Raw genomic sequence first — 14,181 nt, forward strand, 5'->3', positions numbered from 1 at the left:
GGCCGTACCGGCCGTGGACCGCTGACGGGCGCCGGTGGCTCACCCGGGCCCGTCGCCGGGCCCGTCCGGATGCGCGTGCACCGCCTGCGGTCCGCCGGCGCCGGCCTCCGCGACGCGAGCCGTCCGCTCCTCGATCCCGTCGTACGCCGCCAGTGCCTCACGGGCCGCCTGCCGGGCGCTGTCGGCGAGCTCCGGCGGCGAGACGATCCGGCCGTCCCGCCCGAGCCGCAGGGCCAGACGCCGGAGCGACGCCGGGTCGGGGGTCCGCAGGGTGATACGCAGCCCGCCGTCCGACAGCTCATCCGCACTGTCGTGCGGGTAGTACTCCGCGACCCAGCGGCCGCCGGGCCCGACCTCGACCACGACCTCCGGGTCCTCGGCCGCGGGCTGCACCAGGGCCTCGGAGAGGTCCCGCAGCTCGATCTCCGGCGGAGCCGACGGCTCGTCAAGGATCTTGATCTCGGCGACCCGGTCGAGCCGGAAGGTGCGGCGCGCCTCGGAGCGGCGGCACCAGGCCTCGACATAGGTGTGCCCGACGCTGACCAGGCGGATGGGGTCGATCTCCCGCTCGGTGACCTCGTCGCGCGCCGGCGAGTAGTAGCGGATCCACAGCCGGCGGCGCTCGGCGATCGCCCGGTCGACGTCCGCGAAGACACCGCCCTCGGACTCGAAGGTCACCGACAGGCGCGAGCTGGCACCCGCCGCCTCACCGGCCGCGGTCTCCACCTTGGCCGTCGCCCGCAGCAGCGCCTGCCGGTCGCTCTCACGCAGTCCGGGCAGCGTGGACACCGCCCGGGCGGCGACGAGCAGGGCCGTGGCCTCGTCGGCGGCGAGCCGGAGCGGCTCCGCGGCCTCCGCCGCGAGGGCTGCCGGGTTGTGCCACCAGATGCGCTCGCCGTCGGTGTCGATGTCGAGCAGGTCGCCGCCGCGGAAGCTGGTGCCGCACATGGGCAGCACGTCGAGGTCGGAGACCAGCTCGTCCTCGCTGATACCGAAGGCGCGCGCGACGTCCTCGACCCGGGCTCCGGGGCGCTCCTTCAGATACGTCACCAGCGAGAGCATCCGCCGGGTCTGGTCGATGGCGTTCACGGGCCTGACCGGTTTGCCTGCCACTGTTTCCGCTCCCCCTCAGCCCTTGGCCACGGCCCGCAGCCGGTCCACCACGTCGGCCCGCAGCTCGGCGGGCTCCAGGACGACCACATCCGGCCCGAACTCCACCAGCCAGGCGTCCAGCCCGTGGCCGTACGGAATCTCCAACTCGTCCCAGCCGTCGCCGAGTTCCCGGACGGAGGTGGCCTTCGCCCGAAGGGGGTAGCCCGCGCCCGCACGCAGCCGGATCCGCGCCGAGCGGTCGGCGACCTCACCGGCCCAGCTCGCCACAGTCTCCCGGACGGTGACGACGTCCGGCACGTCAGCGGTGTACCGGCCGCCGCGCGAGCGGACCTTGCCGGTGATCCGCGACAGCCGGAAGACCCGCTCGGCGCCCCGGTCGCGGTCCCAGCCCGCCAGGTACCAGTGCCCCCGCCAGCACTCCAGCGCCCAGGGCTCCACATGCCGCTGCTCCGGGTGGGCCGCCGTGGCCTTGCGGTAGTCGAAGGCGACGGGCCGGCGGTCCCGGCAGGCCAGCATCAGCGGCTCGAAGGCGGCCTCGTGCACGGGGATGCGCGGCTCCAGCGCGCCGTGCGACCCGTACGGGTCGACGTCCTCGGGGAGTCCGGCCGCGCGCAGCTTCTGCAGGGCGCCGCTGGCCGCTCCGGCGAGCCGGGCCTGCTGCCACACCTTGGCGGCGAGCCCGAGGGCGGCGGCCTCCTCGGCGTCCAGGGTGATGGGCGGGAGGCGGTTGCTGTCGCGGCGGGCCATGTAGCCGATCTCGCCGTCGAGGCTCTCGACGGTCTCGATGACCAGCCCGAGTTCACGCAGGTCGTCCTTGTCGCGCTCGAACATGCGATTGAAGGAATCATCGGAGCCGGACGCGCCGTTGCCCGGCCCGAAGGCCTCGACGTAGGCCTCGATGGAGTCGCGCAGCTCACGCTTGCTGAGCGGCCGCCGTGTCCCGAGCAGACACAGCGCCAGATTCATGAGCCGCTCCGCCTTGGCAATGGCCATCGACGCGCTTCGCCTCCCTATGGTGCTTACGAGCGATGACCGTACCGCCACACGGTGGCACGGCAAAAGCCGAGGGCCCATGCCCGAACAGGCATGGGCCCCACATGATCGAGTCTGTCGGAGCTTGCTCAGACCCCGAGCAGGTCGACCACGAAGATCAGCGTCTCGCCGGCCTTGATCAGAGGCGACGGGCTCTGGTTGCCGTACGCGAGGTGGGCGGGGATGGTCAGCTGGCGGCGGCCGCCGACCTTCATGCCCTGCACGCCCTGGTCCCAGCCCTTGATGACCCGGCCGCCGCCCAGCGGGAAGCGGAACGGGGTGCCGCGGTTCCAGCTGGCGTCGAACTCCTCGCCCGTGCTGAAGGAGACACCCACGTAGTGCACGGTGACGGTCTGGCCGGCCTGCGCGACCGGGCCGTCGCCCTCCCAGATGTCCTTGATCTCGAGGTCCGCCGGGGGCTCGCCGCCCGGGAAGTCGATCTCGGGCTTGTCGATGCTCACTTCATCTCTCCTTGTTACGTGACCTGCGTCGGGGACAGTCTCACAGACCGGCCGGGTCAGACCGTGCCGAGGATGTCCACGGTGAAGACCAGCGTGTTCTTGGCCAGCTCACTCTGCGGGCTCGCGCCGTAGCCGAGCGAGGGCGGGATCACCAGCAGCACCCGGTCGCCCACGTGCTTGCCGACGAGGCCCTTGTCCCAGCCTGCCACCACGGAGCCGTTGCCGATCTGGAAGGCGGTGGCGCCGCCGTGGTCCCAGGAGGAGTCGAACTTCTTGCCGTCCTCCCACTTGACGCCGGTGTACTGCGCGATGAGTCCCTGGCCGGCCTCGACCTTCTTGCCGTCGCCCTTGATCAGCACCTGCTCCTTGAGGTCCTTGGGAGCCTTCTCGCCCTTGGGGACGGTGATGACCGCGGCCTTCTGCGACGGGGACTTCACCTCGGGCATGCCCGGCTCGGAGGGCGCCTGCTCACCCTTGGCCTCGGCCTTGGTGTCGACGCTCGCGGCACCGACCGGGTCGACCACCCAGATCAGCACGTCCTTGGCGGAGATCCCGGAGGAGGTGTTGAGGCTCTGGCCGATCAGATCGCCCGCGGTGCCCTGCACCAGGATCCGGCTGCCGGGCTTCTTGCCCTTCACCGCGTCGAGGACCTTCTCGGGGAGCTGCTGGCTCGGCTTGCCGATCTGCTCGATGGACTGCCGGCGGGGAGCCTTGTCACCCGCCGCTCCCGCGGCCCAGGTGCCGCCGAGCTCCTGGCCCCCGCCCCACTTCTCGACGGTCCAGTCCAGGCGGACGAAGTCCGAGCCCTTGATCGGAGTGCCGCTGCCCGCCGAGACCGTCTTGACCACGGTCTTGTCGGACGGCTTGCCGTCCTTGGGCACGGAGATCTCGGGCTTCGCCCCGACCTTCCCCTTGATCTCGGCGACGCCTCCCGCCGTGTCGCCGTTGTTCCCGTCGTCCGATCCGCACGCGGCGGTGAACAACAGGGCGGGAACGGCCAGCAACGCGGCCACGCGTCGTTTCGTGTTGTAGTTCATCAGTCCAACTGGGATCGGTGATGTGGGGGCAATGGCCGCCACTCTACGGCGTACCCGCTCCGCACTCGTCTCACCGCGCGACACGCCGTCCTCGGCCCGCTCGGGAACGGCCGGATACGGGCGGGAAAAGGCCGATGCCCGGAGGTGTGAAAACCCCCGGGCATCGGCTTCTCGCACTGACCGGCGCCGGCTCACATTCCGGCGATCAGCTTCTCCACCCGGTCGTCCACGGAACGGAACGGGTCCTTGCACAGCACGGTCCGCTGAGCCTGGTCGTTGAGCTTGAGGTGGACCCAGTCGACCGTGAAGTCACGGCGCTGTTCCTGGGCCCGCCGGATGAAGTCGCCCCGCAGCCGGGCCCGAGTGGTCTGCGGCGGAACGGACTTGCCCTCGAAGATCTTCAAGTCGTTGCAGATACGGGCCGCCTGGCCCTTCTTCTCGAGCAGGTAGTACAGGCCACGACGACGGTGGATGTCGTGGTAGGCGAGGTCTATCTGCGCGACCCGCGGGTGCGACATGGTCATGTTGTGCTTGGCGCGGTACCGCTCGATGAGCTGGTACTTCATGACCCAGTCGATCTCGGTGCCGATGCGGTCGAGGTCCTCGGACTCGATCGCGTCCAGTGTGCGGCCCCACAGCTCCAGGACCTGCTCGACGGTGCCGGTGCGGATGCCCCGGCGCTCGCAGAAGTCCAGGGCCTTCTCGTAGTACTCGCGCTGTACCTCCAGGGCCGAGGCCTCGCGTCCGCTGGCCAGGCGCACCTTGCGCCGGCCGGTGATGTCGTGGCTGACCTCGCGGATCGCCCGGATCGGGTTCTCCAGGGTGAGGTCCCGCATCACCGTGCCCGCCTCGATCATGCGCAGCACCAGGTCGGTGGCGCCGACCTTGAGCAGCATGGTCGTCTCGGACATGTTGGAGTCGCCCACGATGACGTGCAGGCGGCGGTAGCGCTCGGCGTCGGCGTGTGGTTCATCACGCGTGTTGATGATGGGCCGGGAGCGGGTCGTCGCCGAGGAGACGCCCTCCCAGATGTGCTCGGCCCGCTGGCTCACGCAGTACACGGCGCCGCGCGGCGTCTGCAGCACCTTGCCGGCACCGCACAGCAGCTGCCGTGTGACCAGGAACGGGATGAGAATGTCCGCGAGCCGGGAGAACTCCCCGTGCCGGGCGACCAGATAGTTCTCGTGGCAGCCGTAGGAGTTGCCCGCCGAGTCGGTGTTGTTCTTGAAGAGGTAGACGTCGCCCGCGATTCCCTCCTCGTGCAGGCGTCGTTCGGCGTCCACCAGGAGTCCTTCGAGAATGCGCTCGCCTGCTTTGTCGTGGGTGACCAGTTCGGTCACGTTGTCGCATTCCGGTGTCGCGTATTCCGGATGCGATCCCACGTCGAGATAGAGGCGGGCGCCGTTTCGCAGAAAGACATTGCTGCTGCGGCCCCATGACACGACACGGCGGAAGAGGTACCGCGCCACCTCGTCAGGAGACAGGCGGCGCTGTCCCCTGAACGTGCACGTGACGCCGTACTCGTTCTCCAGCCCGAAAATGCGGCGGTCCATGAGGGAACATTACGCCCGATCCCCTGAACTGAAACGGGGTTCGGGGGCACGGTTTGGATCATTTTCCGAACCGGACACAACAACCGCTCCCTGGCCGGGAGCTGCGACTACCCGTCCTGTGGCGGTCAAAACCAGCAGGGACACGCCACCGGCGACGGCCGGTACGGCGAAGCCCCACAGGGCCCCGCCCCTCTCGACCACGGGCCCCGCGACGCCCGTTCCGACCGAGTGGCCCACGGTGAACGTCGTCACCAGCCAGGAGAACGCCTCGGTGACCGTGCCGCGCGGGGCGTGCCGGTCGACCAGGACGAACGCGCAGGCGATGGCGGGCGCGAGGAAGACCCCGGCGAGCGCGGTGAGCGCCACCATCGGCACGGCGTCCGGCATGAGCATCAGCGGGAGGTAACACACCACCAGAAGGGCGACCAGCACCTGGAGTCGCCGCGCGGGCTCACCGGCCCACTGCCGGGCGCCGTAGACGGTGCCGCCCACCAGCGCGCCGAAGCCCAGGGCCGCCATCAGCCAGCCGTACACGGCGTCTCCGCCGTGGTCGTCCGCGTAGGGCACCGAGGCGACCGTGATGGACCCGAGCGCCATCCCGATGAACAGGAACGCCGCCAGCAGCGCGAGCAGTCCGGGTGAGCGCAGCGCGCCGAGCCAGTGCGCCTCACGCGGCGCCGACCGCCAGGCGCGCGAGGGCTCCGACACCACGACGGACAGCGCCCCCAGCACCCCGACCACGTTCAGCACGAGCAGCGCGGCCTGGGCCGACCACAGGGACACGCACAGCGTCACGAGCAGCGGCCCGACGGTGAACATCACCTCCTGGGCCACGGCGTCCATGGCGTACGCCGTGTGCACCTGGTCCTCCCGGCGCAGCACGGACGGCCACAGCGCGCGCAGTCCGCCCTCCAGGGGCGGCGTGAAGAGCCCGGCGCCGGCCACGGCGGCGTAGGCGAGCGGCAGCGATCCGATGCCGGAGAAGGCGAAGACGGCCATCGCCAGCCCGGACAGCACGGCTGCGGGCAGCTGCACAAGCGGCTGCCCGCGCAGGTCGACGATCCTGCCCAGCACGGGCTGCCCCACGGCGTTGGCGACCCCGTAGACGGCCGCCAGCGCCCCCGCCAGGGTGTACGAGCCGCCCTCGGCCCGGACGAACAGCACGATCGCGATGGGGGCCGTGGCGCAGGGCAGCCGGCCCACGAGCGTGCCGACGAGCAGCCGGGCGGCGTGTCGCGCCCGGAGGATCTCCAGATATCCCGTGGCCATGTCCCGCCCCTAGGTTTTACGTATAACGTCGGAGTCCATACGTACCATGGCCGCTGTTCGCGGGTCCAGACGAAGGAGCAGGCCGACGGTGGTACGAGGCAGCACACGCCCGACGAGCCGGGACGTCGCCCAGGCCGCCGGCGTCTCCCAGGCGGCCGTGTCCCTGGTCCTCGGCGACAAGTGGCGCGGCCGCGTCTCGGAGGCGACGGCGGAGCGCGTCCGCGAAGCCGCCCGCGACCTGGGCTACCGCCCCAACCTCGCCGCCCGCAACCTGCGCCTGGGCCGCACCCGCACGGTCCTCCTGGTCGTCCCGGCCCTCACCACCGAGTTCTTCGCCGGCGTCTACACAGGCGCGGCCCGCGTCGCCGCCGAACACGGCTTCGGCGTGGTCCTCTACCCCTCCCCCGAGGGCATCGGCCCCGCCCGCGACCCCTTCGCCTCCGCCCAGGCCGCACTGGACGGCGTGATCGCCTCCTCCATGGCCGCGGACGCCCTGACCGCGATCCGCGGCGAGGCACTCCCCCTGGTGATGCTGGACAGCGACCCCGACGGCAGCCTGGGGGCGGCGACGGTGAACCTGGACATCGCCGACGGCGTCCGCCAGGCCGCGGCACATCTGCTGGCCCTGGGCCACCGCCGCTTCCTCCATCTGGCGGCGGACGTCCCCTCCTGGACCTTCGAGATCCGCGCCCGCGAGCTGGCGGCGAGGCTGTCGCAGGTACCGGGCACATCGGTCCGCACGGCCCGGGCCCCGATCTCCATCGAGGGCGCGGTGACCGCCGCCGAAACGGCGCTCGCGGCCCCCGGTACCCGCCCTACCGCCGTGATCTGCGACGACGACCAGCTCGCGGCCGGCACGTACAAGGCGGCCCGCCGCCTCGGACTGCGCATCCCGGACGACCTGTCGGTCACAGGCGTCGACGACCTGGCCCTGGCCACCGCCATGGACCCGGAGCTGACGACGGTCCGCCTGAACGCCGAACTCTTCGGCGAACGCGGCATGCGCGCCCTGCTGGCCGTCCTGGAGGACCGCGCCCCCGAGAGCGGGGACATCCCGGTCCAACTGGTGGTACGAAGCTCTACGGCCCCGCCTCGTTGATTGTGCCGGCCGTTGCCGCTGGGGCCGGGTGGGTCCGCAACCCGGCGGAGCGGGGTGCCGCTGCGCCCACCCGTGGCGCCCCTAGCGGCACGCATGCCCGCAGCTAGGGCAGAGCGCGCCCGCAGCGGTTGGCGCGTCAACGCCAGTCAGTCGGTCTGAAGGTCCATCGCGCCGTCCCGAGGACGGACACCCCCGGCGCGGCCCCGCCCCACCACCCGGCGTCAGGCGCCGTCCGCACACGCACCCGCACCCGCACCCGCACACAGCGACGCGCCCCGACCACGAACCACCAGCCGGAGCGCGCCACCCCACATGAGAACTACTCGGCGTCGTCCTCCGACGCCCCCTCCGCGTCACCGCCGGCGGCATCCGCATCGAGCAGCCGCGACAGCTGCCCCCCACTGATCCGCTTGAACTTGCGCTTCTGCGGGCGCGTGCGGTCCAGCACCGCGACCTCCAGCCGCTCCGCGGGGATCTCCCGCTCACTGCCGTTGGTGTCGCGGGACAGCGCCTGCACCGCCAGCTTCAGCGCCTCCGCGAGCGTCATGCCCTCCTGATGGCGCTGGTCCAGATAGCTGCTGATCTGCTCGGCATTGCCGCCCACCGCGACCGAGCCGTGCTCGTCCACGATGGAACCGTCGTGCGGCAGCCGGTAGATCTGGTCGCCCTCGGGCGTCTCCCCGACCTCGGCGACGACCAGCTCCACCTCGTACGGCTTCTCGGCGGCGCTGGAGAAGATCGTGCCCAGCGTCTGGGCGTAGACGTTCGCCAAGCCCCGGGCCGTCACGTCGTCGCGGTCGTAGGTGTAACCGCGCAAGTCGGCGTAGCGCACACCGCCGATCCGCAGGTTCTCGTACTCGTTGTACTTGCCGGCGGCCGCGAAACCGATCCGGTCGTAGATCTCGCTGAACTTGTGCAGCGCACGGGACGGGTTCTCGCCGACGAACACGATGCCGTCGGCGAACTGCAGCACGACCAGGCTGCGACCACGGGCGATGCCCTTGCGGGCGTACTCCGCCCGGTCGGCCATGGCCTGCTGAGGTGAGACATAGAACGGCGTCGACACCGGTTATCCATCCCTCTCTTGAAGATTCCGTCGGTTCACTGGACCACCCTCACGAAGACGATCGCCGCTACAGCAGCGCGGCCCGCGGCCCGTCGGGCTGCTCCAGCCGCCGCTCCAGGATCGAGCGTGCGATCTCGGATGCCTCGGTCTCGGTGAGCCGGCGGAAGCCGTCGTCGGTGATCACGGTGATGATGGGATAGATCCGGCGGGCGACATCGGGACCGCCGGTCGCCGAGTCGTCGTCTGCCGCGTCGTAGAGCGCCTGGACCACGAGCGTCGTGGCCTCGGCCTCGCTGAGGTCGTCCCGGAAGAGCTTCTTCATCGCACCACGGGCGAAGATCGACCCGGAGCCGGTGGCCGCGTAGTTGTGCTCCTCGGAGCGGCCGCCGGTGACGTCGTAGGAGAAGATGCGGCCCCTGCCGCGGTCCACGTCGTACCCGGCGAACAGCGGCACCACGGCCAGGCCCTGCATGGCCATGCCGAGGTTGGAGCGGATCATCGTCGACAGCCGGTTCGCCTTGCCCTCCAGGGACAGCTGCGCGCCCTCGACCTTCTCGAAGTGCTCCAGCTCCAGCTGGAACAGCTTCACCATCTCCACGGCCAGGCCCGCCGTGCCGGCGATGCCCACCGCCGAGTACTCGTCGGCGGGGAAGACCTTCTCGATGTCCCGCTGCGCGATGACGTTGCCCATGGTGGCGCGCCGGTCACCGGCGAGGACCACACCGCCGGGGAACGTCGCGGCGACGATCGTGGTCCCGTGGGGGGCCTCGATGACGCCCTGGGTGGGCGGCAGTTGCCGGTTGCCGGGCAGGATCTCCGGCTGGTGCTCGGACAGGAAGTCCATGAAGGAGGAAGACCCTGGCGTCAGGAAGGCAGCTGGTAGACGCCCGGTGCTACGAGTGTTGGCTTCCACGCGATTCCTTCCACATAAGCGGCAGCCCGCCTTATGGCATCGGGCCGATCCTTGAACTGCCCCAGTGCGGCGTTGCAGCTGAAGCACAGTACGCCTCGGACCCTACCCGTCTTGTGGCAGTGATCCACATGCTCGGGCACGGCCGCCGAACATATGCAGCAGACGCCCCCTTGAGAGACGATCAGCTCGTCGCGCTCGGCCTCGGTGAGGCCGTAGTGACGCTTCAGATGGTCCCGCCGACTCTGGGCCGCCCTACATGCCTTGCAGCGCGTCGACAGCCCGTCCGAGGCTGTCGCGTTGCGATGCCACTCACTGTGGGGTTTGATCTCGCCGCACGTCCGGCAGAGCTTGTGCCCCTCGGGCACCTCCACCTTCCCCCGGACCGTCTTACCCCTGCCCTCCTGGCGTCGTCGGTGATACTCGGCCGCGCATTCACGGCAATTGACCTGCAGCCCATCAGGCCGCGATCTGTTCGCCGCGAATGCGCCGACGGGGAGCGACTCCTGGCACGCCGAGCACTTCTTCGATCCCCCACCGTTCATGGATGTGACTTACTGTCCACCCTTTTGAACGAAGGACCGCACGAAGTCCTCTGCATTCTCCTCCAAGACGTCGTCGATCTCGTCCAGAACCGAGTCCACGTCGTCGCTCAGCTTCTCCTGACGCTCCTTGAGGTCCTCGGAAGCCTGCGTCTCCGCCGCCTGCTCCTCGACCTCCTCGGTGGACCGGGTGGCCTTCTGCTGTCCGCCGCCGGTGTCCTTGGTCGCCATATCCCTCACCCCGCTCGGTTCGCCCGACACAGTTGCTCGGTCAAGATCAGACCCTACTCGCCGGGTCTGACAGTGGCCCCGCAGTTGCTCCAACGTACGGGGACCACCTCGATGATTCCCGGACCAGGGTCTTTCCACCCTGTCCGGCCGGTTACGGACGAGTACCCATTCAGCGCGGTCACCCGCCCGACAGGACCCTGACCAGGTCTTCCGCGGTGCGGCAGCGGTCCAGGAGCTCCTTGACGTGATTACGCGTTCCGCGAAGCGGTTCCAGGGTTGGGACGCGCTGCAGCGAGTCCCGGCCCGGCAGATCGAAGATCACCGAGTCCCAGGAGGCCGCCGCGACGTCGTCCGCGTACTGCTCCAGGCAGCGGCCGCGGAAGTACGCCCGGGTGTCCTCCGGGGGCACCGTACGGGCCTGCTCGACGTCCGCGTCGGTCAGCAGCCGCTTCATGCGCCCGCGGGCCACCAGACGGTTGTACAGGCCCTTCTCGGGCCGCACGTCGGCGTACTGGAGGTCGACCAGGTGCAGCCGCGCCGCGTCCCAGTCGAGGTTGTCCCGGCGTCGGTAGCCCTCCATGAGTTCCCGCTTGGCGACCCAGTCCAGCTCCCCGGCCAGGCTCATCGGGTCGTGCTCCAGACGGGTGAGAGTGTCCTCCCAGCGGGACAGGACGTCCTTGGTCTGGTCGTCGGCGTCGGCCCCGAACCGCTCCTCCACGTACTTGCGCGCCAGCTCGTAGTACTCCATCTGCAGCTGGACAGCCGTGAGTGTGCGGCCGCTGCGGAGCGTGACCAGGCGCTTCAGGGACGGGTCGTGCGAGACCTGGTGGAGCGTGCGGACGGGCTGGTCGACGGCCAGGTCGACGGCGATGAATCCGTCCTCGATCATCGACAGCACCAGCGAGGTCGTGCCCAGCTTGAGGTAGGTCGAGATCTCCGACAGATTCGCGTCGCCGATGATCACGTGCAGGCGCCGGTACTTCTCGGCGTCCGCGTGCGGCTCGTCGCGGGTGTTGATGATCGGGCGCTTGAGCGTCGTTTCGAGGCCGACCTCGACCTCGAAGTAGTCGGCTCGCTGGCTGAGCTGGAAGCCGTGCTCGTGCCCGTCCTGGCCGATGCCGACGCGGCCTGCTCCGGCGAAGACCTGGCGGGAGACGAAGAACGGTGTCAGGTGGCGCACGATGTCCGAGAAGGGGGTCTCCCGCTTCATCAGGTAGTTCTCGTGCGTGCCGTAGGAGGCGCCCTTGTTGTCGGTGTTGTTCTTGTACAGGTGGATCGGCTGGGCACCGGGCAGCTGGGCGGCCCGTTCCGCGGCCTCGGCCATGATCCGCTCGCCGGCCTTGTCCCAGAGGACGGCGTCCCGGGGGTTGGTCACCTCGGGGGAGCTGTACTCGGGGTGTGCGTGGTCGACGTAGAGCCGTGCACCGTTGGTGAGGATCACGTTGGCCAGGCCGATGTCCTCGTCGGTGAGCTGGCTGGAGTCGGCGGCCTCGCGGGCGAGGTCGAAGCCTCGCGCGTCCCGCAGCGGGTTCTCCTCCTCGAAGTCCCATCGGGCCCGGCGGGCCCGGTGCATCGCCGCCGCGTAGGCGTTCACGATCTGGGACGAGGTGAGCATGGCATTGGCGTTGGGGTGGCCGGGGACGGAGATCCCGTACTCCGTCTCGATGCCCATTACTCGCCGTACGGTCATGCGGCCCTCCTTGCCCGGCGGCACCCTCGGTCGTGGGCGCCACTCAGATACCGCTGGCGCTCGGTTGCGTGTGCGGTGCCCGTCCCCGCACTGCGCGACTTGGCGGTACGCAAGAGCCTAGAACGCCTTTGCGCTGGTGGGGAGATCATTTGCGTCATTGCGTTGCTCCAGCCGTGGCCTGAAAAACAGTCGGCTGCGGGTACCCGCCGAGGGCACCCGCAGCCGCCCTGCCTTTTACAGGTACTGACCGGTGTTCGCCACCGTGTCGATGGAGCGTCCGGTGTCCGCGCCCTGCTTTCCGGTGATGAGGGTGCGGATGTACACGATCCGCTCGCCCTTCTTTCCGGAGATCCGGGCCCAGTCGTCCGGGTTGGTGGTGTTCGGCAGGTCCTCGTTCTCCTTGAACTCGTCCACGCAGGCCTGGAGGAGGTGGGAGACGCGGAGGCCCTTCTGGTTCTTCTCGAGGAAGTCCTTGATCGCCATCTTCTTGGCGCGGCCGACGATGTTCTCGATCATGGCGCCGGAGTTGAAGTCCTTGAAGTAGAGGACTTCCTTGTCACCGTTGGCGTAGGTGACCTCCAGGAAGCGGTTCTCCTCGGACTCGGTGTACATATGTTCCACCGCCGTCTGGATCATGCTCTGGACGGTGGTGGCCTTGCTGCCGCCGTGCTCACCGAGGTCGTCGGAGTGCAGCGGGAGGCGCTCGGTGAGGTACTTGCCGAAGATGTCCTTCGCCGCCTCGGCGTCGGGACGCTCGATCTTGATCTTCACGTCCAGACGGCCGGGCCGCAGGATGGCGGGGTCGATCATGTCCTCACGGTTGGAGGCGCCGATCACGACCACGTTCTGCAGGCCCTCCACACCGTCGATCTCGGCGAGCAGCTGCGGGACGATGGTGTTCTCCACGTCCGAGCTGACACCGGAGCCGCGGGTGCGGAACAGGGATTCCATCTCGTCGAAGAAGACGATGACGGGGGTGCCCTCGCTGGCCTTCTCACGAGCACGCTGGAAGACGAGGCGGATCTGCCGCTCGGTCTCGCCGACGTACTTGTTCAGGAGCTCGGGGCCCTTGATGTTGAGGAAGAAGCTCTTGCCGGCGGCCTGGCCGGTGACCTCGGCGACCTTCTTGGCCAGCGAGTTGGCGACGGCCTTGGCGATGAGCGTCTTGCCGCATCCGGGGGGCCCGTAGAGCAGGACGCCCTTGGGCGGGCGCAGCTCGTGCTCCTTGAACAGGTCGGGGTAGAGGTACGGCAGCTCGACCGCGTCGCGGATGGCCTCGATCTGGCCGCCGAGACCGCCGATCTGCTCGTAGCCGATGTCGGGGACCTCTTCGAGGACGAGTTCCTCGACCTCGCTCTTGGGGACGACCTCGTAGACGTATCCGGAGCGGGGCTCCAGGAGCAGGGCGTCGCCGGGGCGGATGGTGACGTCCAGCAGCGGCTCGGCGAGCCGCACCACCCGCTCCTCGTCGGTGTGCCCGAGCACCAGGGCCCGCTCGCCGTCTTCGAGGATCTCCTTGAGGGTGACGATGTCGCCGACGCGCTCGAACTCCATGGCCTCGACCACGTTGAGCGCTTCGTTGAGCATCAGTTCCTGGCCGCGCCGGAGCTCTTCGAGTTCGACGCTGGGGCTGACGTTCACCCTGAGCTTGCGGCCGCCGGTGAAGATGTCGGCGGTGCCGTCCTCGTTGGCCGTCAGGAAGACGCCGAAGCCGGCCGGCGGCTGTGCGAGCCGGTCGACCTCTTCCTTGAGGGCCACGATCTGGTCGCGGGCCTCACGGAGCGTGTTGGCGAGTCGCTCGTTCTGCGCGGACACGCCGGCCAGATTGGTCTGCAGCTCGACGATCCGCTCTTCGAGAATCCTCGTGTGTCGCGGAGAGTCGGCGAGCTTGCGTCGCAGGACGGCGATCTCCTGCTCAAGATAGGCGATCTGCCCGGCCGGGTCGTCGGACCCGCGTCCCGGGCGGATGCCGCGGTTCATGTCGTCGTCGTGGGCTGCCACGGTCCTCACCTCCTCCAAGGGGAGCTGGACGCTTCCAGACCCTACCTGGGCGGGTGTCGATTGAAACCCCTAGATCACAAAGACGGTCGGGGTGTGTCCGATCTTCACCCTTGCGCTCTCCCTCACGCCAGGGGAATACCCAGCGAACATGATTGGAACCCAGCCGGAGGTAGGGTC

General features: G+C 69.5%; 13 protein-coding genes. 1 reads left to right on the forward strand and 12 read right to left on the reverse strand.

Translation table 11 applies throughout. The features are described 5' to 3' along the window. Window positions 1-39: 39 nt before the first annotated feature. From RFN52_RS07765 to RFN52_RS07790, 6 genes are all read right to left on the reverse strand, one after another. Window positions 40-1,113 (reverse strand): helix-turn-helix transcriptional regulator, encoded by a 1,074-nt coding sequence (locus tag RFN52_RS07765; protein WP_184844167.1) that lies wholly within the window; start codon window positions 1,111-1,113, stop codon window positions 40-42. Between the two features lie 15 nt (window positions 1,114-1,128). Next, the gene (locus tag RFN52_RS07770; protein WP_184844169.1) at window positions 1,129-2,106 is read right to left on the reverse strand and encodes a helix-turn-helix transcriptional regulator; all 978 of its coding nucleotides are present in this window, start codon (window positions 2,104-2,106) and stop codon (window positions 1,129-1,131) included. A 128-nt stretch (window positions 2,107-2,234) separates the two neighbouring features. Then, window positions 2,235-2,606 (reverse strand): FKBP-type peptidyl-prolyl cis-trans isomerase, encoded by a 372-nt coding sequence (locus RFN52_RS07775; protein WP_030848632.1) that lies wholly within the window; start codon window positions 2,604-2,606, stop codon window positions 2,235-2,237. A gap of 56 nt (window positions 2,607-2,662) precedes the next feature. After that, window positions 2,663-3,643, reverse strand: a complete 981-nt coding sequence (locus RFN52_RS07780) for an FKBP-type peptidyl-prolyl cis-trans isomerase (protein WP_184844172.1) — start codon at window positions 3,641-3,643, stop codon at window positions 2,663-2,665. A gap of 191 nt (window positions 3,644-3,834) precedes the next feature. Beyond that, window positions 3,835-5,196, reverse strand: a complete 1,362-nt coding sequence (pafA, locus tag RFN52_RS07785) for a Pup--protein ligase (protein WP_184844175.1) — start codon at window positions 5,194-5,196, stop codon at window positions 3,835-3,837. A gap of 9 nt (window positions 5,197-5,205) precedes the next feature. Then, window positions 5,206-6,465 carry an MFS transporter gene (locus RFN52_RS07790; RefSeq protein WP_184844178.1) on the reverse strand — a complete coding sequence of 420 codons (1,260 nt, stop codon included), beginning with the start codon at window positions 6,463-6,465 and terminating at the stop codon, window positions 5,206-5,208. Window positions 6,466-6,511: 46 nt separating this feature from the next. Between RFN52_RS07790 and RFN52_RS07795 the strand changes: the two genes are divergently transcribed. Next, window positions 6,512-7,564 carry a LacI family DNA-binding transcriptional regulator gene (locus RFN52_RS07795; protein ID WP_184844180.1) on the forward strand — a complete coding sequence of 351 codons (1,053 nt, stop codon included), beginning with the start codon at window positions 6,512-6,514 and terminating at the stop codon, window positions 7,562-7,564. Window positions 7,565-7,883: 319 nt separating this feature from the next. Here the strand turns inward: RFN52_RS07795 and prcA are convergent, their stop codons facing one another. The 6 genes from prcA to arc all read right to left on the reverse strand — a co-directional run bounded on the left by prcA (window position 7,884) and on the right by arc (window position 14,004). Beyond that, entirely contained in the window at window positions 7,884-8,630 is a 747-nt protein-coding gene (gene prcA / locus RFN52_RS07800; RefSeq protein WP_184844184.1) for a proteasome subunit alpha, read from the reverse strand. A gap of 67 nt (window positions 8,631-8,697) precedes the next feature. Continuing rightward, window positions 8,698-9,543, reverse strand: a complete 846-nt coding sequence (gene prcB, locus RFN52_RS07805) for a proteasome subunit beta (protein WP_184844187.1) — start codon at window positions 9,541-9,543, stop codon at window positions 8,698-8,700. Then, window positions 9,495-10,085, reverse strand: coding sequence for an endonuclease VII domain-containing protein (locus RFN52_RS07810; RefSeq protein ID WP_184844190.1), 591 nt, complete (start codon window positions 10,083-10,085; stop codon window positions 9,495-9,497). Before RFN52_RS07810 ends, prcB begins: the two co-directional genes overlap by 49 nt. Before the next feature lie 9 nt (window positions 10,086-10,094). Then, window positions 10,095-10,313 carry a ubiquitin-like protein Pup gene (locus tag RFN52_RS07815; RefSeq protein WP_019757212.1) on the reverse strand — a complete coding sequence of 73 codons (219 nt, stop codon included), beginning with the start codon at window positions 10,311-10,313 and terminating at the stop codon, window positions 10,095-10,097. Window positions 10,314-10,491: 178 nt separating this feature from the next. Then, complete coding sequence (gene dop / locus RFN52_RS07820) at window positions 10,492-12,003, reverse strand: depupylase/deamidase Dop (protein ID WP_345614308.1); 1,512 nt, start codon at window positions 12,001-12,003, stop codon at window positions 10,492-10,494. 234 nt (window positions 12,004-12,237) lie between these two features. Further along, the gene (gene arc / locus RFN52_RS07825; RefSeq protein ID WP_062925901.1) at window positions 12,238-14,004 is read right to left on the reverse strand and encodes a proteasome ATPase; all 1,767 of its coding nucleotides are present in this window, start codon (window positions 14,002-14,004) and stop codon (window positions 12,238-12,240) included. Window positions 14,005-14,181: the final 177 nt, after the last annotated feature.

The organism is Streptomyces collinus (assembly GCF_031348265.1).
In the GTDB taxonomy this organism is placed as follows: domain Bacteria; phylum Actinomycetota; class Actinomycetes; order Streptomycetales; family Streptomycetaceae; genus Streptomyces; species Streptomyces collinus.

Bases quoted from the DNA above. Each gene is read 5' to 3' on its own strand.
- RFN52_RS07770 (WP_184844169.1), bottom strand. From the start codon at position 2,106: ATGGCCATTGCCAAGGCGGAGCGGCTCATGAATCTGGCGCTGTGTCTG.
- RFN52_RS07780 (WP_184844172.1), bottom strand. From the start codon at position 3,643: ATGAACTACAACACGAAACGACGCGTGGCCGCGTTGCTGGCCGTTCCC.
- pafA (WP_184844175.1), bottom strand. From the start codon at position 5,196: ATGGACCGCCGCATTTTCGGGCTGGAGAACGAGTACGGCGTCACGTGC.
- RFN52_RS07790 (WP_184844178.1), bottom strand. From the start codon at position 6,465: ATGGCCACGGGATATCTGGAGATCCTCCGGGCGCGACACGCCGCCCGG.
- RFN52_RS07795 (WP_184844180.1), top strand. From the start codon at position 6,512: ATGGCCGCTGTTCGCGGGTCCAGACGAAGGAGCAGGCCGACGGTGGTA.
- RFN52_RS07810 (WP_184844190.1), bottom strand. From the start codon at position 10,085: ATGAACGGTGGGGGATCGAAGAAGTGCTCGGCGTGCCAGGAGTCGCTC.
- RFN52_RS07815 (WP_019757212.1), bottom strand. From the start codon at position 10,313: ATGGCGACCAAGGACACCGGCGGCGGACAGCAGAAGGCCACCCGGTCC.
- dop (WP_345614308.1), bottom strand. From the start codon at position 12,003: ATGACCGTACGGCGAGTAATGGGCATCGAGACGGAGTACGGGATCTCC.